At 61.7% G+C, this 22,033-nt stretch carries 18 protein-coding genes; 4 read left to right on the top strand and 14 right to left on the bottom strand.

Translation table 11 applies throughout. The features are described from left to right. Positions 1 to 3: 3 nt before the first annotated feature. Positions 4 to 1,449 carry an FAD-binding oxidoreductase gene (locus tag G9X68_RS17520; protein ID WP_171603466.1) on the bottom strand — a complete coding sequence of 482 codons (1,446 nt, stop codon included), beginning with the start codon at positions 1,447 to 1,449 and terminating at the stop codon, positions 4 to 6. 160 nt (positions 1,450 to 1,609) lie between these two features. Here G9X68_RS17520 and gloA point away from each other — a divergent pair, with 160 nt between their 5' ends. Then, positions 1,610 to 2,023 (top strand): lactoylglutathione lyase, encoded by a 414-nt coding sequence (gene gloA, locus G9X68_RS17515; protein ID WP_168311130.1) that lies wholly within the window; start codon positions 1,610 to 1,612, stop codon positions 2,021 to 2,023. A gap of 77 nt (positions 2,024 to 2,100) precedes the next feature. On the opposite strand, the gene G9X68_RS17510 is transcribed toward gloA, so the two are convergent. The 4 genes from G9X68_RS17510 to G9X68_RS17495 form a co-directional block, all read right to left on the bottom strand. Next, positions 2,101 to 3,069: an ABC transporter permease gene (locus tag G9X68_RS17510; RefSeq protein WP_171603465.1), complete on the bottom strand. Its 969-nt coding sequence runs from the start codon at positions 3,067 to 3,069 to the stop codon at positions 2,101 to 2,103. Positions 3,070 to 3,079: 10 nt separating this feature from the next. Beyond that, positions 3,080 to 4,582, bottom strand: coding sequence for a sugar ABC transporter ATP-binding protein (locus G9X68_RS17505; RefSeq protein WP_171603464.1), 1,503 nt, complete (start codon positions 4,580 to 4,582; stop codon positions 3,080 to 3,082). Between the two features lie 5 nt (positions 4,583 to 4,587). After that, positions 4,588 to 5,628, bottom strand: a complete 1,041-nt coding sequence (locus tag G9X68_RS17500) for an ABC transporter permease (protein ID WP_240603662.1) — start codon at positions 5,626 to 5,628, stop codon at positions 4,588 to 4,590. 109 nt (positions 5,629 to 5,737) lie between these two features. Further along, positions 5,738 to 6,817, bottom strand: a complete 1,080-nt coding sequence (locus G9X68_RS17495; RefSeq protein ID WP_171603463.1) for a sugar ABC transporter substrate-binding protein — start codon at positions 6,815 to 6,817, stop codon at positions 5,738 to 5,740. Between the two features lie 223 nt (positions 6,818 to 7,040). Here G9X68_RS17495 and G9X68_RS17490 point away from each other — a divergent pair, with 223 nt between their 5' ends. The 3 genes from G9X68_RS17490 to G9X68_RS17480 all read left to right on the top strand — a co-directional run bounded on the left by G9X68_RS17490 (position 7,041) and on the right by G9X68_RS17480 (position 11,198). Further along, positions 7,041 to 8,651, top strand: a complete 1,611-nt coding sequence (locus G9X68_RS17490) for a GMC family oxidoreductase (protein WP_171603462.1) — start codon at positions 7,041 to 7,043, stop codon at positions 8,649 to 8,651. A 26-nt stretch (positions 8,652 to 8,677) separates the two neighbouring features. Next, positions 8,678 to 9,946 carry a glycerate kinase type-2 family protein gene (locus tag G9X68_RS17485; RefSeq protein WP_171603461.1) on the top strand — a complete coding sequence of 423 codons (1,269 nt, stop codon included), beginning with the start codon at positions 8,678 to 8,680 and terminating at the stop codon, positions 9,944 to 9,946. Between the two features lie 220 nt (positions 9,947 to 10,166). Further along, entirely contained in the window at positions 10,167 to 11,198 is a 1,032-nt protein-coding gene (locus G9X68_RS17480) for an aldo/keto reductase (protein ID WP_171603460.1), read from the top strand. 183 nt (positions 11,199 to 11,381) lie between these two features. Here G9X68_RS17480 and G9X68_RS17475 read toward each other — a convergent pair whose 3' ends face one another. From G9X68_RS17475 to G9X68_RS17435, 9 genes are all read right to left on the bottom strand, one after another. Beyond that, positions 11,382 to 12,893 carry an FGGY-family carbohydrate kinase gene (locus tag G9X68_RS17475; protein WP_171603459.1) on the bottom strand — a complete coding sequence of 504 codons (1,512 nt, stop codon included), beginning with the start codon at positions 12,891 to 12,893 and terminating at the stop codon, positions 11,382 to 11,384. Between the two features lie 20 nt (positions 12,894 to 12,913). After that, positions 12,914 to 13,930 carry a galactitol-1-phosphate 5-dehydrogenase gene (locus tag G9X68_RS17470; protein ID WP_171603458.1) on the bottom strand — a complete coding sequence of 339 codons (1,017 nt, stop codon included), beginning with the start codon at positions 13,928 to 13,930 and terminating at the stop codon, positions 12,914 to 12,916. Positions 13,931 to 13,962: 32 nt separating this feature from the next. Next, positions 13,963 to 15,081, bottom strand: a complete 1,119-nt coding sequence (locus tag G9X68_RS17465; RefSeq protein ID WP_171603457.1) for a glycerol dehydrogenase — start codon at positions 15,079 to 15,081, stop codon at positions 13,963 to 13,965. A gap of 88 nt (positions 15,082 to 15,169) precedes the next feature. Further along, a complete protein-coding gene (locus G9X68_RS17460; protein ID WP_138331018.1) occupies positions 15,170 to 15,928 on the bottom strand; it encodes an SDR family NAD(P)-dependent oxidoreductase in 759 nt (252 codons plus the stop codon). A 15-nt stretch (positions 15,929 to 15,943) separates the two neighbouring features. Continuing rightward, the gene (locus G9X68_RS17455) at positions 15,944 to 16,717 is read right to left on the bottom strand and encodes an SDR family NAD(P)-dependent oxidoreductase (protein ID WP_138331017.1); all 774 of its coding nucleotides are present in this window, start codon (positions 16,715 to 16,717) and stop codon (positions 15,944 to 15,946) included. A 7-nt stretch (positions 16,718 to 16,724) separates the two neighbouring features. Then, entirely contained in the window at positions 16,725 to 18,245 is a 1,521-nt protein-coding gene (locus G9X68_RS17450) for a xylulokinase (RefSeq protein WP_171603456.1), read from the bottom strand. 19 nt (positions 18,246 to 18,264) lie between these two features. Then, positions 18,265 to 19,260, bottom strand: a complete 996-nt coding sequence (locus G9X68_RS17445; protein ID WP_171603455.1) for an ABC transporter permease — start codon at positions 19,258 to 19,260, stop codon at positions 18,265 to 18,267. Beyond that, positions 19,257 to 20,768, bottom strand: a complete 1,512-nt coding sequence (locus G9X68_RS17440) for a sugar ABC transporter ATP-binding protein (protein WP_342355345.1) — start codon at positions 20,766 to 20,768, stop codon at positions 19,257 to 19,259. Before G9X68_RS17440 ends, G9X68_RS17445 begins: the two co-directional genes overlap by 4 nt. An 82-nt stretch (positions 20,769 to 20,850) precedes the next feature. Further along, on the bottom strand, positions 20,851 to 21,780 hold the full coding sequence (locus G9X68_RS17435) for a sugar ABC transporter substrate-binding protein (protein WP_425328646.1): 930 nt from the start codon (positions 21,778 to 21,780) through the stop codon (positions 20,851 to 20,853). Between the last annotated feature and the right edge of the window lie 253 nt (positions 21,781 to 22,033).

Below are 22,033 nucleotides of genomic sequence, written 5' to 3'. Positions count from 1 at the left end.
TCCCTACCCCTCTGCCATGCCATCTGCGCTTGCCAGTATCCGACCCTCGCTCAAAAGATGCCTCGGGTCGAGTGCATCCTTGATCCGGCGCGAAAGCTCAAGCGTCAAGGGGTCGGCGCGTTTCAGAAACGCCTCCTGCTTGACGCGGCCGATCCCATGTTCGGCACTGATCGAGCCGCCATGCTTGTCGACGATGTCGAAGATCACCTCTTCGGTGGCATGAAACAGGCTGTCGAACTGGTCGGCCGCCATGCCGGCCGGTGGGACGATATTCAGATGAATATTGCCGTCGCCGACATGACCATAGGTGACCGCGATCGCCTCCGGATGTTTCTGCGATAGCGCCTCGAGCGTGTCGCCGACGAAGGCGGCCAGGCTCGAGATCGAGACCGAGACATCGGTCCTCAGATATCGTCCGCCGCGGCCCTGCGCCTCGACCATCATCTCGCGCAGCAGCCAGAGCCGGTCGCCCTGCGCCTTGCTGCTGGCAATGACGCCGTCGAGGACCAGATCGGAGGCATCGCCGAGAAATCCTTCGAGCAGGGCGCGAAGATCGACGCGTCCGGCCGCCGAAGCCTCGATCAGCACATAGACGGGATAGGCCTCGGCCAAGGGATCGGGGATATCGTCGCGGGCATTGATGGCAATCTCTATGCCGCCGCGCAGGATAAGCTCGAATGCCGTCAGCAGGTCGCTGCACTGGCGGCGCGCCCGCGCATAAAGCTGCATGGCATCATCCACGGAGGCCAGCCCGACCAGCGCGGTTTCCACCTGCTCCGGCTTCGGAAACACCTTGAGCGCCACGGCGGTGACGATGCCGAGCGTGCCTTCGCTGCCGATGAAAAGCTGTTTCAGGTCATAGCCGCGGTTGTCCTTGCGCAGCGTGCGCAGACCGTTCCAGATCCGTCCGTCGGCAAGCACGACCTCGAGGCCGAGCACCAGGTCGCGGGTCATGCCGTAGCGCAGCACGTTGAAACCGCCGGCATTGGTCGAAACGTTGCCGCCGATCCGGCAGGTGCCCTGCGCCCCGAAGGTGATCGGCAGAATGCAGTCGGCTGCTTCAGCGTGGCGCTTGGCATCTTCGAGAATGCAGCCGGCCTCGACAACCATGGCGAAATCGATCGGATTGACGGAGCGTACCTTGTTCATCCGCTCCAGTGAAACGACAACCTCGCCGCCCGGATAGCTCGGCACGGCTGCGCCAACCAGCCCGGTCAACCCGCCCTGCGGGACGACATGGATCTTCTCTTCATGGCAAAACGCCATCAGGCGGCTGAGTTCATCGGCCGAGCGCGGCCGCGCCACGGCCAGCGGCCGGCCGTAATGCTCTCCTGACCAGTCGCGGCTATAGCGCTCCAGCGCCTCGCCTTCCGTCAGGATCAGGTCCGCCGGCATTGCGGCGCAAAGGGCTGCAAGCGCTCTTTCCTGAAGGGGCGGGAAGGCATTCATTCTGTTGCTCCGGTTAGGCGGGAAAACATCTGGACAACTGGGTCAGTTACATGGTTATCATACAACACTGGTCCCGAACATCAAGTGCGGCGATCTTTTCCATGCTCGCCCTTCGCTAAAAACCAGTGTAAAATCGATAACTTGCAGGAGGATCCGTATTATGACCGCCGCGTCCGGCCAATTTCGAAATATGCACACCATGATCCGCGTGTTCGACCTCGACAGGTCGATCAAGTTCTACACCGAAATGCTCGGCATGACGCTTCTCCGCAGGGATGATTATCCGGGCGGAAAGTTCACCAATGCCTTCGTCGGTTACGGTCCCGAGGAGACGGACACCGTCATCGAACTGACCTACAACTGGGGCCGCGAGGAACCTTACGAACTCGGCACCGGATTCGGCCATCTGGCACTCGGCGTCAACGACATCTACGCCGTCTGCGCCGCGCTCGAGAAGCAGGGTGCCAAGATCCCGCGCCCGCCAGGCCCGATGCAGCACGGCACCACGCATATCGCGTTCGTCGAAGATCCGGATGGCTACAAGATCGAGCTGATCGGTCTGGACACAATGTGACGGTCGCTTCGTCTTCCGAAGGCCGCGCTGCAATGCGCGGCCTTTTTTGTTTGCTGGTGCCGTCTGCGCGCGGCCCATCATTTGATGATCGCAATCTTGCTGCGGTCGATGGTGATGGCGACGGCGAGGATCAGCACCGAACCGAAGACGACGTTTTCGGCGAAGATGTTGATACCGATGAAGGTCATGCCGATACGCACGATCGAGATGATCAGCGCGCCGACGGCCGTGCGGGCGACACCGCCGAGACCGCCGGTGATGGCGGTACCGCCGACGATGACGGCGGCGATTGCCGGCAGCAGCAGCTGATTGGCAAGATTGGGCGAACCGCTCGATAGACGAGCAGCAAGGATGACCCCGGCAATTGCGGCCAGCATGCCGGAGATCGCAAAGGCGACGATCTTCGTGCGTTCGACGTTGATGCCGGCGGCAATCGCGGCCGGTTCACCGGCGCCGATTGCCAGGCTATGACGGCCAAAGCGCGTGTATCTGAGGCCGAAAAAGGCGAGGATCCCAATGATCACGGCAATCCAGATGACGGTCGGCAGCCCGGCAAACGTCCCGTTGATCCAGGCGGTCTTTTCGCGTCCGCCCTCCTCGATGGTGATCGCCCGGCCGGCAGCGGCCCACAATGCGATACCGGCCACGACGCCGCCGGTCGCCAGCGTCGCCACGAAGGATGGCACCTTGAGGCGGACATGGACATAGCCACTCAGCGCTCCGAAAACGAGACCCGACAGGATTGCCACGGGAAAGGCCAGCATGCCGATCTGCGGCAGAAGCTGTGCCAGGATGACGCTCGACAGCGACGCCACCGATTGGATCGACAGATCGATGCCGCCGATCAGGATGACGAAGGTGACACCAGCCGCCAGGATGAAAAGCACGGCGGTATTGGAGAGCAGAAGTAGCAGCGTGTCACCGGTCAGGAAGCCCGGTGCCGCAAGCTCGATGATCAGCACCAGCACCACCAGCAAGGCAGGCGGTATCGCCCCTTGCATCCAGCCCGCGGCGAGGAGAGTTTTCATGTTGTTGACGCTTGTCATGACGCTCTCCTCACACCATTGCCCGAACGAGATCGACCTGATCCGGTTTGTTTCCCGGCGCCGCATCGAAATGAGCGGTAACGACGCCGTCGCGCATCACCAGCACGCGATGCGACAGGCCGATCGTTTCCTCAAGCGTATCGGAAATCAGAAGGATCGCGACACCCTGGGATGAGAGGTCACGGACCAGCTCGTAGACTTCTTCCTTGGCCCCGACATCGAGTCCGCGCGTCGGGTGATCGAGGATCAGGATCCGCGATCCCGCCGTCATCCAGCGCGCCAGAACCACCTTCTGCTGATTGCCGCCGGAGAGTTTCCGGCAGGCGATATCGGGTCCCGGCGCCTTGATGCGTAGGCGCTTGATCCAGTCGGCAGCCAGCTGCCGCTCACGGCGGTAGTTGATCGCGCCGCCGCGCATCACCGAGGATAGATCGGCAAGCGTGATGTTTTCGGCGATCGACAGGAACATCACCAGCCCCTCGACGCGTCGCTCGCGCGGGACGTAGCCAATGCTCTTGCGAACCGCCTGTTCCGGGGTGCGGAAATGAACCGCCTCGCCGTTGATCTTCAAGGTTCCGCCGGTATGGGTCATGAAACCGCCGATCGTTCGCGTCACCTCTTCGCGGCCCGAGCCGACTACACCTGCGATGCCGACGATCTCGCCCGCATGGATCTGCAGATCGACATCGTTAAAGGCGCCAGCGATCGCCAGCCTGCTGGCATCGACGACGATCTCGCTCTTCGGCGGCAACTGCTTGTCTTCCTTGTAATAGGTCGATTGCAGGCCGCGACCGACCATGATCTCGTGCAACTCGGGAGCAGTGACATCGGTTGCCAGATGCTCGGCCACCACCTGTCCGTCCTTCATCGTGTAGACGCGGTCGGAGATACGCAGCACTTCATCCAGCCGGTGCGAGACGAAAACGAAGCTTGCCCGCGACTTCAACGAGCGGACGCGCTTGAACAACACGTCGATATCGCTGCCGCTCAAGACCGAGGTCGGCTCGTCGAGCAGGATCACCAGCGGTCGCGAGACGGCCTCCTCCAGCGTCAGAGCCTTGGCGAGCTCGACCATCTGGCGCGCGGCAAAGGTGAGTTCCGACGTCCGTGCGGTCACGTCGATATCGACGCCGATCTTGTCGAGCTGGCGCTTTGCCGCTGCTCTCATCGCTTTCCAGTCGACAATGCCGAAGCGGACGAACTGGATTTCCTGGCCTAGATAGATGTTTTCGGCAACGGAGATGTTGAGCAGCAGCGACTGCTCCTGAAACACCATGCCGATGCCTTGGGCCGCACCATCGCGGGCATTGCGCAGCTTCAACGGCTGGCCGTCGAGCTTAAGCGTTCCGCTGTCGGGCTGATGCGTTCCCGCAAGAATGCGCATCAATGTCGATTTGCCGGCACCGTTTTCACCGATGAGGCCGACGACCTCGTTCGGCCTGATTTCAAGCGAGACGTTCTTCAATGCGTGAACGCCGGCGAAGGATTTGCTGATCTCGTTGACTGAAAACATGCGGGTCACTTCACGATCTGGAGGCGCAGGCGGTCTAACGACAGCGCTACCGCAGCGATGATCATCAGTCCCTGCACGGTCTGCTGCACGTAGGGCGAGACGCCGAGCAGGATCATGCCGTTGCTGAGAACGGTGACGATCAGCACTCCGACGAGGGTATTCACGACACCACCTTCACCGCCTGTCAGGGCCGTGCCGCCGACCACGACCGCGGTGACCGCGGCGAACAGACGGCCATCGGCAATAACGGCGTCTGAGCGGCCGAGTTGCGCGGCCGCAAGGACGCCGGCAATGCCGAAGAAGAAACCGGCCAGGCCGAAGGCCATGATGCGTACACGGCGAAGATTGATTCCGGACAGTTCAGCGACGTCCTCACCGCCGCCGATCGCGATGATGTGCCGGCCGAGGCGGGTGTAATATTGGACGGTGCAGGCGATCAGGAACGCCGCAAGCGCCACCCAGACGGCGAAGGGCAATCCGAGAAAGCGTGCAAGCGCCAGATCGCGGATCGAGGGATCCATGAGGCGTACGGCGGAACCGCCAAGCATATAGACGGAAATGCCGAGCCCGATAAACCAGACGCCGAGCGTCGCCATGAACGACGGTATTCTAAGATATGTCTGGATGATGCCGGTCGTGAGACCCATTACAGTGCTGGCGGCGATCGCCGCGATGACCGCAAGCCAGCCATAGGCGTTGGCATTGGCATCATTGGTGGCGAGCAGGACAGTCACCATCGCCGCTACCGAAAGCGAGCCTTCGACCGAGAGATCGATGCTGCCGAGAAGGATGATAAAGGTTAGGCCCATCGCCAACGTCAGCGGCACCGAAGCAGAATTGGCAATGCGCACCAAATTGCGGGGCTCGATGAAGTTGGGATTGGCGATAGTGATGAGAATGCAGAGGGCGACCAGCACCAGCGCCGGAGCGTAGGCGCGCAAGCGCTTGAGGTTCGGCCCGCTGAACAGGCGGCTTCCAACAGTCGGCATGGCACCTGCCCGCTCGCTTTTTGTCACAGTCTTGATGTTTTCGGCATTGATGGTCAACAGGCGGCACCTCGTTGCGTCATCCGGAAAAGCTGGCAGGCGCCGTACGCCTGCCAGCGAGGAGGCAGCCGCGGGAGGAGCCGCCGCTGCGGGGGAGACATGGTACTTGCTATGCGCGGATGGCGCCCGTCACACGACCCCAAAGATCGTTCCAATCGAGCGTCGGATGTGTTTCGATATTGGTCTTGTAGTATTCCTCGACATTCTCCTTCGCGATCAGCACAGCCTTGCCGTAGAACTCGCGATGATCGGCCGGCTCCTTTGCGGGGTCGAACTTTTTCTGAAGAGCGGCGAGACCGATGGCAAGGCCCATGCCGCCCTGCCAGAATGGATCGGAGGTGACGGTGCAGGCGAATTCACCTTTGCGCACCGCATCGACTGCGGCCTTGATGCCGTCCACACCGACGACGGGCACTTGACCGGCAAGATTTTCGGCACGCAGCGCCTCGAGAGCCCCAGTACCCATGTCATCGTTAGCAGCCCAGATGCCCTTCACGTCGTCGCCGAAGCGCGTCAGAAGGTTACTCGTCAGATCGTAAGCCTCCGACGACTTCCAGTTGGCAACCTGGAAATCCAGGAGCTTGATGTCGGTATTGGCCGCAAGTGCGTCTTCAAGACCCTTCTTGCGCTCGATTGCCGCGGTGTTCGAGATCTGGCCGCCCAGCGCGATGATGCCGCCGGACCCGCCGATGCTCTTGAAGAGAATCTCGGCGATCTGCTTGCCGCTCGAGATGCCGTCGAATTCAATATGCGATACGTAGTTGGGGTTAAAGTCCTTCGGGTGCAGATCTTTCGGCTTGTTCCACTGGGTGACGACATAGGCGCCTGCCTTAGCGCAGGCCTCGACGATCGGGCGGGCATCCGGCGTGTCGTTGGGGTCGGAATTTAGCACCATGTTGCCGCCGGTCTTGGCCAGCATTGCCTTGATGTCGGCGATACCCTTCTCACTATTGCCTTCGGAAACAAGCGTAACGTGGTCGAGACCGATGGCGGAGGCGAAGGCCTCGGCCCCAGTCTTCCAGACGGCATGATAAGGATTGGAAAGAGAGCGGATGGACGTGACCAGCGTCGGTTTGTCGGCAGCGAAAAGCTGTTTGGGCAAGGCGGCGACCGTCGCACCCGCTGCCACCGTGGCAAGAAACGATCTGCGGTTCATGCTGCCGAAATGCGGATTTATCTTATCGATCATTCGAAAACCTCCCGTTGAATGACGAAATAGCGATGCCGTCCTTGTTTCCCCGACATCTCCATCTGAAGTGATATTGCCAATACCATTTGTACGACAACCCTTCAAGACTATAACCGTACCCTTTCTCTTGACGGGGAGCAAGAGACTTGAGATTGTGGTGGTGAATTGATGCCGAGACAACAAGGAGAGCACGGCGTCATTTTAGAATCTTACGGAGGAGAGAATGGCCGATTATGTCATCGTCGGGGGCGGCTCGGCGGGATGCGTGCTAGCTGCGCGCCTGAGCGAGGATCCGGATGTGTCCGTGACCTTGCTGGAGGCAGGTCCGCGCGACAGCAATATGTATATTCATCTGCCTGTCGGCTTCTTCAAGATGACCGCAGGCCCTTTGATCTGGGGTTATGAGACGGTCGCAGGGCGCGAAATTGCGGGGCGCAAGATGGTCTATCCGCAGGCCCGGGTGCTTGGCGGCGGCAGCTCGATCAATGCCCAGGTCTTCACTCGGGGCTGCCCCGAAGATTATGACGGATGGCGCGATCTCGAAGGGTGCAGCGGGTGGGGCTATGAGGACGTTCGCCTCTATTTCCACAAATCCGAAGGCAACGACACCTTCGGCGGCGCCCATCACGGCACCGAAGGCCCGCTCGGTGTCAGCTCGCAGACGCCGCATCCCCTGACGCGCGTTTTCGTGCGTGCTGCGCAGGAAGCAGGCCTTCCCTTCAATCCAGACTTCAATGCGGGCTCGCAGGCCGGTGCTGGCTTCTATCAGACGACGACGAAAAACGGTAAGCGCAGCAGCACGGCCGTCGGCTATTTGAAGCCCGCCGCGCACCGCAAGAACCTGACGGTGCGCACCGATACCGCCGTCAATCGCATCGTCATCGAAAACGGTTGTGCGGTCGGCATCGAGATCATCGAGAACGGCCGGCCGGTGCTGTTGCGCGCCGAGCGTGAAGTGATCCTGACATCAGGCGCCATCGGTTCGCCGAAGATGCTGATGCTCTCAGGCCTCGGTCCCGCCGATGAGTTGCGAGCACTCGATATCGATGTCGTCAGAGACCTACCGCAAGTGGGAAAGAACTTGCAAGACCATATGGATGTCGATGTTCTCGCCGAGCTTAGCGGTTCCCACGGCATTGATCGTTACAAAAAACGCCACTGGCAGATTGCCGCCGGTATCGAATATGCCCTGTTCGGCAAAGGCCCTATTGCATCCAACATCGTCGAGGGCGGCGGCTTCTGGTGGGGTGACCGGAAGGAGAAGACGCCCGACCTGCAGTTCCACTTCTTACCGGGCGCGGGTGTCGAGGAAGGTATCGGCAGCGTGCCAGGTGGTAACGGCTGCACGCTCAATTCCTATCACGTGCGCCCACGCTCACGCGGGCATGTGTCGCTGCGGTCAAAAGATCCGGCCGTTCCTCCTGCGATCGATCCCAATGCCTTTGCTGAGCCCTACGACCTCGAACGCGCTGTCGACGGCATCAAGATCAGTCAGGAAATCCTCTCACAACCGGCATTCCGGCACTTCGTCAAACGGCTGCATCTTCCTGACGGCAATATCCGCACGCAGGAAGAATACCGCCAGTTCGCGCGCCAGTACGGCCGCTCCGCCTATCATCCCGTCGGGACCTGCCGCATGGGTGGCGGCGAGGACGCCGTCGTCGACCCGGAACTCAAGGTGCGCGGCATAGATCATCTCAGGGTCTGCGACAGCTCCGTTATGCCACGGCTGATTTCCTCCAACACCAATGCCGCAACTGTCATGATCGCCGAAAAGGCAGCCGATATTCTCAAAGGCGTCCTGCAACGGCAACCGCGGCACGATTACGCATGACGATCCTTCCCAGGGCAAATCATTCCATGACCCATTCCATCCCGTCGCCCCGCGAATTCCTGACCTCGCTTTTCAATGCTGCCGTCAAGGCAGCCGATCCACTGACCGGGATCGCGGCGCATCTACCGGAAAGGCCGAAAGGCAAAACCATCGTCATCGGCGCCGGCAAGGGGGCAGCGCAGATGGCCCGGGCCTTGGAGAGCATTTGGGACGGCCCGCTCGAAGGCGTCGTCGTCACCCGCTACGGCTATGGCTGCGAGACAGAACACGTCGAGATCATCGAAGCCTCGCATCCTGTGCCCGATGCAGCAGGCCTTGCCGCATCGAAGCGGCTGGTCGAGACGGTGAAGGATCTTTCCGCCGATGATCTCGTCATCGCACTCGTCTGCGGCGGCGGCTCGGCGCTGCTGCCATCTCCGCCGCAAGGACTGACGCTCGAAGACGAGATAGCGCTGAACGAGATGCTGCTTGCCTCGGGCGCTCCGATCTCTGCGATGAATCTCGTGCGCAAGCATCTCTCGACCATCAAGGGCGGGCGGCTGGCGGCGGCGACCAAGGCCCGCGTCGTCAGCCTGATCGTCTCCGACATCCCGGGCGACAACCCCGCCCATGTGGCATCGGGGCCGACGGTGCCGGATCGCTCGACCCGGCACGAAGCACTTGAGATCATCGCCCAGTACGGCCTCGAGTTGCCGCAGGCAGCAATCGATCACCTCAATTCGGCCGCAGCCGACGCACCGCTTCCCGGCGATCCGACCTTTGCCCGCAACAGTCACCACATCATTGCCTCGGCCGGTGTATCGCTCGAGGCCGCAGCCGCGCTTGCCCGCGCGGGCGGCATCGAGGCCGCGATCCTGTCGGACGCGATCGAGGGTGAATCCCGCGACGTGGCACTCGTCCATGCGGCCATCGCCAAGGAAGTGTCCGGCCGCAACCGGCCGTTCGCCAAGCCCGTCGTCATCCTTTCCGGCGGCGAGACCACGGTGACATTGCGCTCAAAGGGCGGCAAGGGGGGACGCAACGGGGAGTTCGCGCTGGCAGCAGCACTTGCCTTCGACGGTTACGATATCCATCTGCTCGCAGCCGACACGGATGGTATCGATGGCTCGGAAAACAATGCCGGAGCCTTTGCCGACGGTTCGACCGTCAAGCGGCTGCGCGCCGCCGGTCTCGATCCGCGTCACATTCTCGATGCTAATGACAGCTATTCCGGCTTCAAGGCGATCGGCGACCTGTTCGAAACAGGGCCCACCGGGACCAATGTCAACGACTTCAGGGCGACCCTGATCCTTTAGTCGATAGCGGCCATGCAACATCTACTCTTCATCGGTACGCTCAACCAGCCGACCTCCTATTTCCGTAACACCCACCGCGATTTACAAGAACGGCTCGGCGCAATGTGTATGGTTACAGTGTTGTACGACAAGTAGTTTACATCTATGATGATCGCTATGGGCCGTGGCGGGTCTTTAAACAGAAACCCAAGCCGTACAAAAAAGAAGGGGCAGGAGATCAATGTCGAAGATGCAGACGAGAGCGGTGACCGCCCAGGGATTGCAGATCACCACAATGGGGTTGGGAGGAACTGGCCTCGGCAACATGTATCGCGCCACCGACCCAAAGGCTGCGCATGATACGGTCCATGCCGCCTTCAACAATGGTCTGCGTTACTTCGACACCTCTCCCGTCTACGGCTTCGGCTTGGCCGAAGCCCGTCTTGGCGACGCCATTCAGAGCCTTCCGCGCTCGGAGATCGTCATATCCTCAAAGGTCGGCTATGATCTGGTCCCTATTCCCGATAGTGAAGTAAAGCCGGTCCTGTGGGATGGGGCACCACCATTTCGCGCCGATTTCGATTATTCCCGTGATGCGGTGCTGCGCTCCATCGAGGGGTCGTTGAAGCGCCTGCAGACCGATTACATTGATATGCTCGCCATCCATGATCCCGATGAAGCAATCCATTTTCAGCCGGGCGAAGACCCCTTTGCCCGCAGCCGCTTCAAGGAAGCGATGGAAGGAGCATATCCGACGCTTGATGACCTGCGATCCCAAGGCGTCATCAAGGCGATAGGCGTCGGCATCAACCAATGGCAGATGCTGTCCGACTTCGTCGAAGCAGGCCGTTTCGACTACTTTCTTGTGGCCGGGCGTTACACCCTGCTTGAACAGGAGCCGCTGGCGACCCTCTTTCCGGCCTGCGAAAGGAAAGGAACGAAAATCGTCATCGGCGGACCCTACAATTCCGGAATTCTTGTCACCGGGCCTGTCAAGGATGCGACATTCAACACCAAAATCGCCCCCCCGGCGGTCCTGGATCGCGTCGCCCGCCTCCATGCTGTTTGCGAGAAGCACAATGTTCCCCTCCCCGCTGCCGCACTTCAGTTCCCTCTGGGGCACAAGCAAGTCGTCAGCGTCATTCCGGGCGCGCGTTCCGTCGCCGAATTGGAGCAAAATCTCGAATTTATGCGATGGCCTATCCCGACAGCGCTATGGTCCGAGCTGAGGGAAGAGAACCTCATCGACCCGGCAGCGCCGCTGCCTAGTTGAGAAGCCGGCATAGACTTTAGGAGATAAGTACTGGTTGCAAGCCCGAGCCCCACATAAAGGCAATCGGCGCGCCATGACGCTTGAGAGATGGCTGCCCGTTCATGTGACGAAGAAAAACGAGCTACCCGGTAGCGAGCGAGCGGGGCTCGAAGTCGCGTTCGATGCAGTCGGGTTTCATTCGGCCTACCCCCTGAGCTGGCTGGCCGCCAGCCGCCGCGATTGCGGCATCAGCAGTTCTGTAGCCTCAAGATATTCGCCGAGCAATTGCTTGTAGATTTCATGCGCCGCGAGATCGGGCGCGATGACCGTCGCTTCCTGTTGAACTGCTTCGGCCGCCGCGAAGAGATCAGGTACGAGGCCGACGCCGGTGGCAGCCGCTGCAGCCGCGCCGATGATGGTGAGATTGGCCTCGCGGGGCAGCTCGACCGGCATACCGATCGCATCGACCGTTGCCTGCAGCCAGAGCCGATTCTTGGCATAGCCACCGGAGGAGACGATGCGTTCGACAGGGACCTCCAGTTCAGCCACGCGCTTGAGAACATTGGCCGAGGCGAGCGCCACGCTTTCGATCGCCGAGCGATAAAGGCTCGCCCTGTCATGGCCGAGCGACAGGCCAATGACGGCGCCGCGCAGCAGCGGCTCGCGATAGGGCGTGCGGTTGCCCATGAAATAATCGAGCGTCACGAGACCCGTGCCGCCGACGGGTATTGCGGCAGCTTTCTCGCGGAGTGCTGCACTACCAGCCGCATCGAGTTCGAACAGGTTCTTCTCAAACCAGGTCAGCACCGATCCGGCGGAGACCTGGCCGGCTTCAACCAGCCAGTGATCATCGACCAGCGCATGCGGATATGGACCCCAGAAACCATCCATCGGCCGCTGGCTGTCGAGCTGGAAGAGCTGGACGATGGAGGTACCGCCGATCATCAGCATCTCGCCGGGCTTCATGGTGCCGGCGGCGACCATGCCGATATGCGCATCGACGCCGCCCTGCGACAGGATCGGGCGGTTCGCAAGGCCGAGATGTTCGGCGGCGGCGGCGCTGACGATCTCGACCGGCGCGCCGACAGCGAAGATATCGGGCGGCAATTTCGCCTCCAGCCCCACGACGCCGAATTCGGCATAGAGTTCGGCGGGAAACCGCCTCTGGACGGAATCGTAGTTCCATTTGCAGGTGGCGTTCATGCGCGAGCCGACCCAGCGGCCCGTCAGCATGAAATTGATATAGTCGAGGCATTCACAGATAATGTCGGCACCGGCATAGACCGCCGGCTCGTGACCGGCCAGCCACATGGCCTTGGAGATCAGCCATTCCGAGGCATTGGCACCGCCGACATAATCCATGACCGGGTTCTTCGACCGGCTGCTACGCTCGGCTTCGTCCGCGGCGCGGCAATCCATCCAGAGCACTGCGGGGCGAAGCGGCGCGCCATCGCGCTTGCAAGCCACCACGGTCGATGCGGTGGTGGCGGCGCAGATGCCTGATATCCCGGGCGAACCGAGGTCGCGCATCAGGGCGCGACAGGCCCGGCCCAGTGCCTCCCACCAGTCGAGCGGCGATTGCTCGGCCCAGCCGGGCCGCGGATAGACGGTCCGGTACTGCTCCTCGCGTTCGCCCAGCATGCGGCGCGTTTCGAGATCGAACACGCCGACCCGGATGCCGCCGGTGCCGAAATCCAGACCGAGGAGTTTGGCCATATGCGCGGGACTCCCTTGGCTTACGGCCGGAACATGATCTTCGAGAAGAATTCGCTTTTGTTTTTGATTTTCTCGAACATTCCCGGCAGCGCCTCCAAGCCAAGCTCGTGGGTGATCATGAACTCCCACTTGAGCCTGCCGCTCGCGAGACTGTCAAGCGTCACCGTCCATTGCTTGCCGGGATAGGGCGCGCCGAAGGAATTCCATGCACCGCGTAGCGAAACTTCCTGACGCAGGAAATGCTGGAAGGTCTTATTCTCTAGCGTGATGTCGCCAACCGGAATGCCGATGAAGACGACATGGCCGCCGGGTGCGGCAAGCTTGGCCGCGACGTTGATCGAGGAATTATGCCCGGCCGCCTCGACGATGATATCGCATTTGAGATTGGCCGGAATTTGATCCGTCACGAGGAAGGTCCGGTCGGCGCCGGCTTCCCGTGCCTGGGCGAGCTTCTCCTCAGAGATATCGATCGCGATGACCTCCGTGCAGCCCATCAGCTTCATCCACTGGATGGCGAAGAGGCCGATCGGGCCGCAGCCGATGACCGCACCGCGCTGGCCTGCGGTCGGCGGGGCTTTCCAGATGGCGTGCAGCGCGATCGAGGCCGGGTCGATCATCGCCGTAGCGCGCGGGTCCATGCCTTCAGGCGCGCGCAGCAGATTGCCGACGGGGACCGCGACGAACTCGGTGTAGGCGCCATCGCGGCGCGAGCCGAAATAGTCGTAGTCCCGGCAGCGGGAGAAATTGCCGGTCATGCACTGGTCGCATTTGTAGCAGGGCAGCATGGGCGGCACACCCATCAGTTCCCCGACCTCGTAGCCCTCGACGCCCTCGCCGACTTCGGTGATGTGGCCCGAAAATTCATGGCCGCAGACGATCGGCACCTTGTGGGCGCCCTTGATCAGCATGCGGGGGATATCGGACCCGCAGACGCCGACGGCGGCAACCCGGAGCATGACATGGCCGGGCTTGAGTTCGGGCTTCGCGATATCTTCGAGGCGGATGTCGCCGGGTGAATACATGACGGCTGCGCGCATGGGAATGATCCTGTCTTATCCAAGAATATCGGTCAGCCGTTGAAGCTGCTGGCGAAGGCGTCCGTGGCGATGATCGCATCGCGGACGATGGCTACGGAGAGCGGCACCGCTACTTTCCAAGTCGGCGAACCCTCGGCGAGGGCCGCTTCCGCCACCCGCTCGATGTCGGCCCGGCTGACATTAGCGAGGTTGAGATCGGCGAGGCGGGTGGGAAGTCCGAGCGCCCGGCAGAATGCTGTCATCTCGCTGAGCTCGGCGAGCGGCCGGCCTTCGAGCATCAAAAGGCAAAGCACGCCGAAGGCGACCTTTTCGCCATGGAAGAAGCCGTGGGTCTCATCGAGCACCGTCAGGCCGTCGTGGATGCCGTGGGCCGCCGAGACGCCGCAATTCTCGAAACCGAGACCGGAGAGCAGCGTGTTGGCCTCGATGATGTTTTCGACGGCTGATGTCAGCGCGCCCTTCTCGGCCGCGAGCTTGGCGGCCAGCGCATCACGCATCAGCACGTCATGACAAGCGCGCGCGATGGCGATGCCGGCGGCGGGCGGCAGCATATTGGGCCGGACCAGATTGTTCGAGTTCGAGTCGAGATTGGACCGGGCCTCGAACCAGGTCGAGAGGGCGTCGCCGATGCCGGCCACCAGAAAACGCACCGGCGCGCGAACGACCACGGCGCTGTCGACCACGACGATATCGGGATTGCGGCCGAGAAAATGCGCTTCTTGATAGACGCCCTCATCGCTGTAACGGACGGCGATGGCGCTGCAGGGCGCATCGGTGGAGGCGATGGTTGGGACGATCGAGATGCGGCCACCAGTGGCGATTGCGGCCATCTTGGCGGTGTCTGCCGTCTTGCCGCCGCCGATGCCGACGACGACACCCGCACCGGAGGATTTCACCAGTGCGGTAACACGATCGATCTCGCCCTGCGAGCATTCGCCATTGAAGCGTTCGAGCTGGTAGGCGAGGCCTGCCTTCTCCATGCTTTCCTTGAGAGTCGGGCCATACTGATCGAGCACGAACGGATCAGCGAGCAGGAATGCCTTGTCGCCAAGTCCTGATACATGCTCGCCAAGCCGGGTCAGTTCGCCAGCGCGCTGGATGTATGTGTTCGGTCCGCCGAACGATCGGCCACCAGCGTTTTCACTAGCCATGGAGATCACTCCTTTATGCACAATCGTGCATGAACTTTACATTTGTAGGCAGGTGGACGCGGTTCGCCCACGCCCACAGTTTTGGCGCTTACCAGCCGCCGTTCACATAGCCGCCATCGACGGGAAGCGTGGTGCCGGTGACGTAGAGCGCGGCAGGCGATGCAAGGAAGAGGCATGTGCCGACGAGGTCATCGACGGTGCCCCAGCGCTTGAGCGCGGTGCGATGTTCGATCTTGCCGGCATATTCCGGCACTGACCAGAGATCCTGGGTCATCGCGGTCTTGTGGTAGCCGGGCGCGATGGCGTTGACGCGGATGCCGTCGGGTCCGAACTTGTGCGCAAGTGCCCGTGTCAGGCCGACGATGCCCGTCTTGCTCGCGCAATAGGCCGGCACCCGGTCATCGGCGAGATAGGAGAGCATCGAGGCCGTATTGATGATCGCGCCCTTGGATTGCTTGAGTAGCGGGTGCGCTGCCATGGCCAGTCGCATGGCGCTGTTCATGTTGATGTCGATCACTTCGAGGTAGGCGTCTTCGTTGAACTCCTCGTCCGGCTTGACGATGCCGGCGGCATTGACGAGGACTTCGAGCGAGCCGAGCGCCGGGACGAATTTGTCGATCGCGGCGCGGTCACGCACATCGAGAAGTTCGAAGCGAATGCCGGAGAGCGCGGGATCGTTCTTGATCTTGTCCAGCTTCGCCTGCGACGTGCCGGTGGCAATGACGTCTGCACCCATGCCGGCAAAGCCCTGTGCGATCGCCAGGCCGATGCCGCTGGTGGCGCCCGAGACCAGCACCTTCTTGCCGGCATAGAGATCCTTGCGGAACGTATCCAATATCTCTTTCATGAAATCCTCCTTGAATTACCAGGCAGTGTAGCCGCCATCGGCCGTCACGATCGAGCCGGTCATCAGGCTCGACGCGTCGGACGCGAGGAACAGGATGACAGCGGCGACTTCCGGCGGCTGGCCCATCCGGTTCATCGGCGTGTTGCCGACCCAATGTTTCATCATTTCGGAGTCGTCATAGACATAGCGGGTCAGTTCGGTCTCGATGTATGTCGGGGCCACGGCGTTGACGCGTACGTTGCGCGTCGCCCATTCGGCGGCGAGCGAGCGCGTCAGGTGGTGCACGCCGGCCTTGGAGGCATTGTACTGTGCCTGCTCCTGCGGCCGGTTGACGATCTCGGCGGACATTGAGCCGACATTGACGATGTTGCCGCCACCCTGTTCCAGCATCGCCTTGCCGAATGTTCGGCAACACCAGAACAGGCCGTTGAGATTGACGTCGATGACCTTGAGCCAGGTCGGGTCGTCCATGGTCTCGGCCGGACGGTTGGAAATCGCGATGCCGGCATTGTTGACGAGGATATCGACGCGACCGTGTTTTGCGACGATCGCCGCGTGCACGCGTTCGACCGCGCGGGGATCGGTGACGTCGAGCGTTTCGCTGTCGATCGACCGGCCCTTGGCGCGGAGTTCCTCGGCCGCCTTCGTGGCCGCCTCTCCGTTCATGTCTGTGATGATGACCGTGGCGCCGGCCTCGCTGAGGGCATCGGCCGTGGCAAAACCAATGCCGCGCGCGGCACCCGTGATAACCGCCGTCTTGGCCTTGAGGCTGAACAATTCGAGATACATGCTTTCCTCACCCGTCCTGAAACGATGGATCGGCCAGCGCATCGAGATCATCATAGAGCGACTGGCTGTTGAAATAGAGCTTGTCGAAAATCGGCTGCATCCGGCTGTAACGCTCCTGCCAGGCTGGATCGGGCCGGATTTCGTCGGTATAGCGGACATAGACGGAGATCGCTTCATCGAGCGAAGACCTTGCGCCCATGGCGACCGCGCCCATCGCGGCGCAGCCGAGGATGCCGCACTCCTGTTCCTCTGGCACCACGATCGGCACGCCGTAGATGCTGGCCTTGATGCGGAGCCAGAGTTCGGTTTTGGCACCGCCGCCGGATGCGATGACGCGTTCGATCTTTTGGTCGGATGCGTTTTCCATGATCTTCAGGTGGCGGGCGCCGGCAAAGGCTACGCCTTCGAGAATGGAACGATTGAGATGGCTCAGGCCATGCGCCGCACCGAGGCCGAAGAACTGGCCGCGGGCATTGCGATGCGCGCCGAGCCGTTCGCCGGTCAGGAAGGGCAGGAAGAGCAGGCCGTCGGAGCCTACGGGCGCAGCATCAGCGCGGGCGACGAGTTGGTCGTAGCTCTCTTTGCCCTCGTGCAGTGCACGGCGTGCCCAGCGCATGGCATCACCGCCGGTTTCGAGCAGCACGAAGGGACCCCAATTGCCTTCGACCGTCGCAACATTGGATATATCGGGGTCGAGCAGCGGTGCGCGGGCGATCAGGGTCAGGATGCAGGATGTGCCGGTCACATCTGAGACGAGGCCGGGTCGCGACGTGCCGGAACCGAGAAGTGCCACGGGATAATCCGCGCCGCCGACCAGCACCGGCGTGCCGCTGGCGAGGCCGGTCTCGGCGGCAGCGGTCTCGGTGATAGTTCCAAGGATTTCCAGTGGGTTGCGGATCGGCGGCAATTTCGATGCGTCGAGGCCGAGGCGCTTCACCATTTCAGGGGACCAGGCCCGCGTGCCGGGATTCATCAGAAACGAACAGGAGGCATCGCCCTCGTCCATGGCGATTTCGCCGGTCAGCCGGAGATTGATGTAGTCCTTGGGCATGATGACATGGGCAGCCCTGGCATAGGCTTCAGGATCATGGTCGCGCAGCCAGGCGAGCTTGAAGCCGGGCCAGGCGGGCGTCGGCGGATTGCCGCTTTCGGCGAGATAAGTGATAGGCGCGTTGTCCCGTTCGAAATTACGGACGAGGTCGATCGTGCGCTTGTCATTCCACAGCGGCACGGTATCGCGCGTCGGGCGGCCATCGGCATCGACCAGCACCGTGCCGTGCATCTGGCCGCAGGCGACGACGACGGAAATGCGGCTCTTCGCGTCGGGCACTTCGGCGAGCACGCTGCGGATCGTCGCCACGACGCCCGCCCACCAATCCGCCGGTCGCTGTTCGGCCCAGCCGAAACGCGGCACGATCTGGTCGTGCTCGCGGGCAGCGATCGTCACGATCCTGCCCTTCCCATCGACCAGGGCGGCGCGGACACTTCCCGTGCCGACATCGATGGCGAGCGTGAGGGCGGAAATCATGTGGGTTGCCTCTCCGGCTTCAGCGCTTCAGTGAACCGGTGCTGTATTGCAGCAGCATGGCAACGACGATGATGGCGCCCATGTAAACCTGCTGGTGGTAGCCCGGCACGCCGGCGAGGTTCATGATATTGGCGATGATGCCCATGACCAGCGCGCCGAGCAGTGTGTTGATCACCCCACCCTTGCCACCCATGAGGCTGGCCCCACCGATGACGACGGCGGCGATGACATTGAGCTCGGCGCCGACGCCGACCTGCGCCGAACCGACACCGGTGCGGCTCGACGAGATGATGCCGGCAACAGCGGCCAGCACGCCGGAGATCATGTAGACAGCGAGAATATAGCGCGGCACGGCGATACCGGAGAGACGGACGGCCTCCTCGTTGGAACCGATTGCCGTGATGATGCGGCCAAAGCGGGTGAAATTGAGCACCACGCCGGCGACGATGAAGACGGCGAACATCAGGAGCACCGGCTGCGGGATGCCGAACAGGAAGCCGGAGCCGAACCGGCTGAAGGCGGCACCCGCTTCATCGAGCGGTATCGGCCTGCCCTCGGAGATGATCAGCGACAGGCCACGCGCGATCGCCATCATCGCCAGCGACATGACGAAGGACGGGAGCCGCAGATAGGCGATGAAGCCGCCGGTCACCAGGCCGCAGAGCGCGCCACAGGCGAGGACCATGAGAATGGCTGGCGCGGTTCCATAGCCTGATATGGCGCAAAAATATCCCGTGAGGACCGAGCCGAGCGCCATGACGGAACCGACGGACAAATCGATGCCGCGCGTCAGGATGACGAACAGCATGCCGACCGCCATGATGCCGGCGCTGGAAGCCACCTGGCGCAGCACGTTGAGGATATTGCCACGGCTGAGGAAGTTTTCCGACCACATGGTCGCGACCACGACTAGGACCAGGAAGATAGCGAGCGTGCCGAAGCGCTGGATGATCGAGCGATAATCAACCTTGATCTTTTCTTCAGGCTGGTTGGCGGTGTCTGTCGTGCTTGTCATGCCTGGCTACCCTGATTTGCTGTTAGTGCGCCGCCTGTCATCGACAGGCCCAGCAGGTTTTCTTCGCTGTAGGTCTCAGGCGTCAGTTCGCCTCGGATTTGACCCTGCCCCATGGCGAGCACGCGGTCGCAGAGACCGAACAGTTCCTGGTGCTCCGACGAGATCACCAGCACGGCCTTGCCATCCTCGGCGAGCTTGTTGACCAGCGCATAGATCTCGCTCTTGGCGCCGACGTCGACGCCGCGCGTGGGTTCATCAAGGATGATGACATCGCCGTCGGCATGGAACCACTTGGCCAGCACGACCTTCTGCTGGTTGCCGCCGGAGAGGCTGGAGACCGGCACATCGACGCTCGAGGCCTTCAACCTGAGGCTCTTGCCGAGTGCGGTGACATCGGCACGTTCCTTGCTGCGTTTGAGAAAACCGAAGGCATTCACGACCGACGACATTTTGGCCATAGTGGAATTGACTCGGATCGGCTTGTCGAGAATGACGCCCTGCTGCTTTCGGTCCTCAGGCACCAGGCCGATACCGGCCTCGACGGCATCTTTCGGCGACCTCGGCTTGAGCACCTTGCCCTTGAATGTGATCGTGCCGCTTTCGAGCGGATCGGCTCCGAAGATGACGCGGGCAACCTCCGTGCGGCCTGAACCGATCAGGCCGCCGAGGCCGACGATCTCGCCCGCGCGGACTGAAAAGCTCACATCACGCACCATGCGCCCAGCATTGAGATGTTCGACCTTGAGCATTTCCTGGCCGATGACGCGCTTGCCGCGCTCGGGGAACATGGCTGATATCGGCCGGCCGACCATCATGCGGATGATGTCGTCGATCTTGACATCGCTGGTGGCAACCGTGCCGACAGTCTGGCCGTCTTTCATCACGGTCATGCGGTCGGCAATGTCGAAGACCTCGTCGAGGCGGTGCGAGATATAGACGATGCCGACGCCCCGATCGCGAAGGCCGCGGATGATCTCATGCAATTTCATCGCATCTTGCGCGGCGAGCACGGCTGTCGGCTCGTCGAAGACGATGATCTTGATATCCTGCGACAGCGCCTTGGCGATCTCGACCACCTGCTGGTGGGCAACCGCGAGCGTGCCGGCTATGCGGCCGGGATCGATCTTGAAGCCGAGGCGATCGATAAGTTCCTTGGCACGCTTGCGCAGGCTGGCATGGGAAATGACACCGGGCAGTTCGCCCAGGAAGATATTTTCCGCCACCGTCAGGTCGGGCGCCAGCGCCAGCTCCTGATGGATGACCACGATGCCCAACGCGCGCGCGTCGCGGGGATCGCGGAAGACGACAGGCTTGCCGTCGATGACGACTTCGCCATGGCTGGGGAGCATCTCGCCGCCGAGAACCCGCATCAGGGTGGATTTTCCGGCGCCATTTTCGCCGAGCAAGGCGTGGACTTCGCCGGGCCGGACATCGAAATCCACCGATTTCAGGGCATGGATGCCGCCAAACGACTTCGAGATGGACTTGAGTTTGACGAGTTCAGTCACTGCGGCTCTCCGGACAGAAGGCAATGAGACGACGGAGGTTGGCCCCGCCGTCTCATCTTCGCGACTTGCGGGAGGAAAGGCATCAAAAGACAGCGTCAGCGCGATAGTACTTGTCGACATTGTCCTTGGTGATAACGTCGGGAGTCGTCAGGTTGAGCTTCGGGAAGTTGTCCGGCAGTTCGCCCTTCACTGCCTTAAGGCCGATATCGACCGCTGTGCGGGCCACGAGATCGGGATCGTTGAGGCCGGTCGCGCCGTATTTCCCATCCTTGATCAGGGCGAGCGCTTCCTTTTGGCCGTCGGCAGCGGCGAGCGCCAGCACGTCGGTCTTGCCCTGGGCTTCGAGCGCCTTCATCGCTCCAAGCACCATGGAGTCGTTCTCACCGAGCACGACATTGGCGTCGGGATGCGCGGTCAGCAAGTCTTCCATGGCAGCGAGACCGCCTTCATGGGCCCAGCCGCCCCAGCCCTGGCCGACGACTTCGAAGCTGACCTTGCCGTCGTTGACCAACTGGCCTTCGACGAGCCCCTTGAAGACGCCGAGACGGCGATCTCGACCGACTTCATTGCCCTTGTCGCCCGAGAGAAGGATGATCTTCATCGGCTTGCCCTGCATGGTCTTGGCAAGCCACTGGCCGACGAGGTAGCCGTTTTGGTCATTCGACGAACGAACCTGGGTGATGACATTGGCCTTCGTGCTGATCGAGGAATCCATGACCACAACCTTGACGCCGGCAGTGGTGGCAGCATCAGCGGCGGCAACGAGACCTTCCGGATCACGCGGGTTGAGGATCAGCAGATTGACGCCCTTGGCAACCATGTCTTCGACGTCGGCGATCTGCTTGGCCATGTCGTTCTGACCGTCGGCGCTGGTCACGTCGCAACCGGCCTTTTTGGCCTGGTCCTCGGCGGCGGCAACCTGTGCGGCGAAATAGGGAGCGCCGAGCGTGTACATCGCGATGCCGACCTTGCAATCGGCAGCCTGTGCAACGCCGAACGAGCCAACACTCATGACAGCAGCCAGCACGCATCCTGATAGGGTAATCTTCATGGGTTTCTCCTCCGATTCCATGACATGGAAGCAATGCGGCCTCCTTTTTGTAGTTAAAATACATTTTTCTCGCAGCGTCAAGCCGCCGCCTCCCCCACTTTAGTGAACTACGCGCATAATGGTGACCTTATTGCGGTGCAAACCGACATTTTGCGGCGCAACCATCAAAAATGAGGCGGTTTGGCGGGCTCTATCACTTGCGCTTCAATCGCCG

This window comes from Rhizobium changzhiense (assembly GCF_013087625.1).
Taxonomy (GTDB): domain Bacteria; phylum Pseudomonadota; class Alphaproteobacteria; order Rhizobiales; family Rhizobiaceae; genus Rhizobium; species Rhizobium sophorae.
Note: the sequence above shows the minus strand (reverse complement) of the source record. Positions and strands in the feature narration are given on the sequence as shown.

Coding starts and splice junctions, on each gene's coding strand:
- G9X68_RS17520 (WP_171603466.1), bottom strand. CDS start 1,449: ATGAATGCCTTCCCGCCCCTTCAGGAAAGAGCGCTTGCAGCCCTTTGC.
- G9X68_RS17475 (WP_171603459.1), bottom strand. CDS start 12,893: ATGGCCAAACTCCTCGGTCTGGATTTCGGCACCGGCGGCATCCGGGTC.
- G9X68_RS17455 (WP_138331017.1), bottom strand. CDS start 16,717: ATGTATCTCGAATTGTTCAGCCTCAAGGCCAAGACGGCGGTTATCACG.
- gloA (WP_168311130.1), top strand. CDS start 1,610: ATGACCGCCGCGTCCGGCCAATTTCGAAATATGCACACCATGATCCGC.
- G9X68_RS17505 (WP_171603464.1), bottom strand. CDS start 4,582: ATGTTTTCAGTCAACGAGATCAGCAAATCCTTCGCCGGCGTTCACGCA.
- G9X68_RS17470 (WP_171603458.1), bottom strand. CDS start 13,930: ATGCGCGCAGCCGTCATGTATTCACCCGGCGACATCCGCCTCGAAGAT.
- G9X68_RS17460 (WP_138331018.1), bottom strand. CDS start 15,928: ATGAAAGAGATATTGGATACGTTCCGCAAGGATCTCTATGCCGGCAAG.
- G9X68_RS17495 (WP_171603463.1), bottom strand. CDS start 6,817: ATGATCGATAAGATAAATCCGCATTTCGGCAGCATGAACCGCAGATCG.
- G9X68_RS17480 (WP_171603460.1), top strand. CDS start 10,167: ATGTCGAAGATGCAGACGAGAGCGGTGACCGCCCAGGGATTGCAGATC.
- G9X68_RS17490 (WP_171603462.1), top strand. CDS start 7,041: ATGGCCGATTATGTCATCGTCGGGGGCGGCTCGGCGGGATGCGTGCTA.
- G9X68_RS17465 (WP_171603457.1), bottom strand. CDS start 15,081: ATGGCTAGTGAAAACGCTGGTGGCCGATCGTTCGGCGGACCGAACACA.
- G9X68_RS17485 (WP_171603461.1), top strand. CDS start 8,678: ATGACCCATTCCATCCCGTCGCCCCGCGAATTCCTGACCTCGCTTTTC.
- G9X68_RS17435 (WP_425328646.1), bottom strand. CDS start 21,780: ATGAGTGTTGGCTCGTTCGGCGTTGCACAGGCTGCCGATTGCAAGGTC.
- G9X68_RS17445 (WP_171603455.1), bottom strand. CDS start 19,260: ATGACAAGCACGACAGACACCGCCAACCAGCCTGAAGAAAAGATCAAG.
- G9X68_RS17450 (WP_171603456.1), bottom strand. CDS start 18,245: ATGATTTCCGCCCTCACGCTCGCCATCGATGTCGGCACGGGAAGTGTC.
- G9X68_RS17510 (WP_171603465.1), bottom strand. CDS start 3,069: ATGACAAGCGTCAACAACATGAAAACTCTCCTCGCCGCGGGCTGGATG.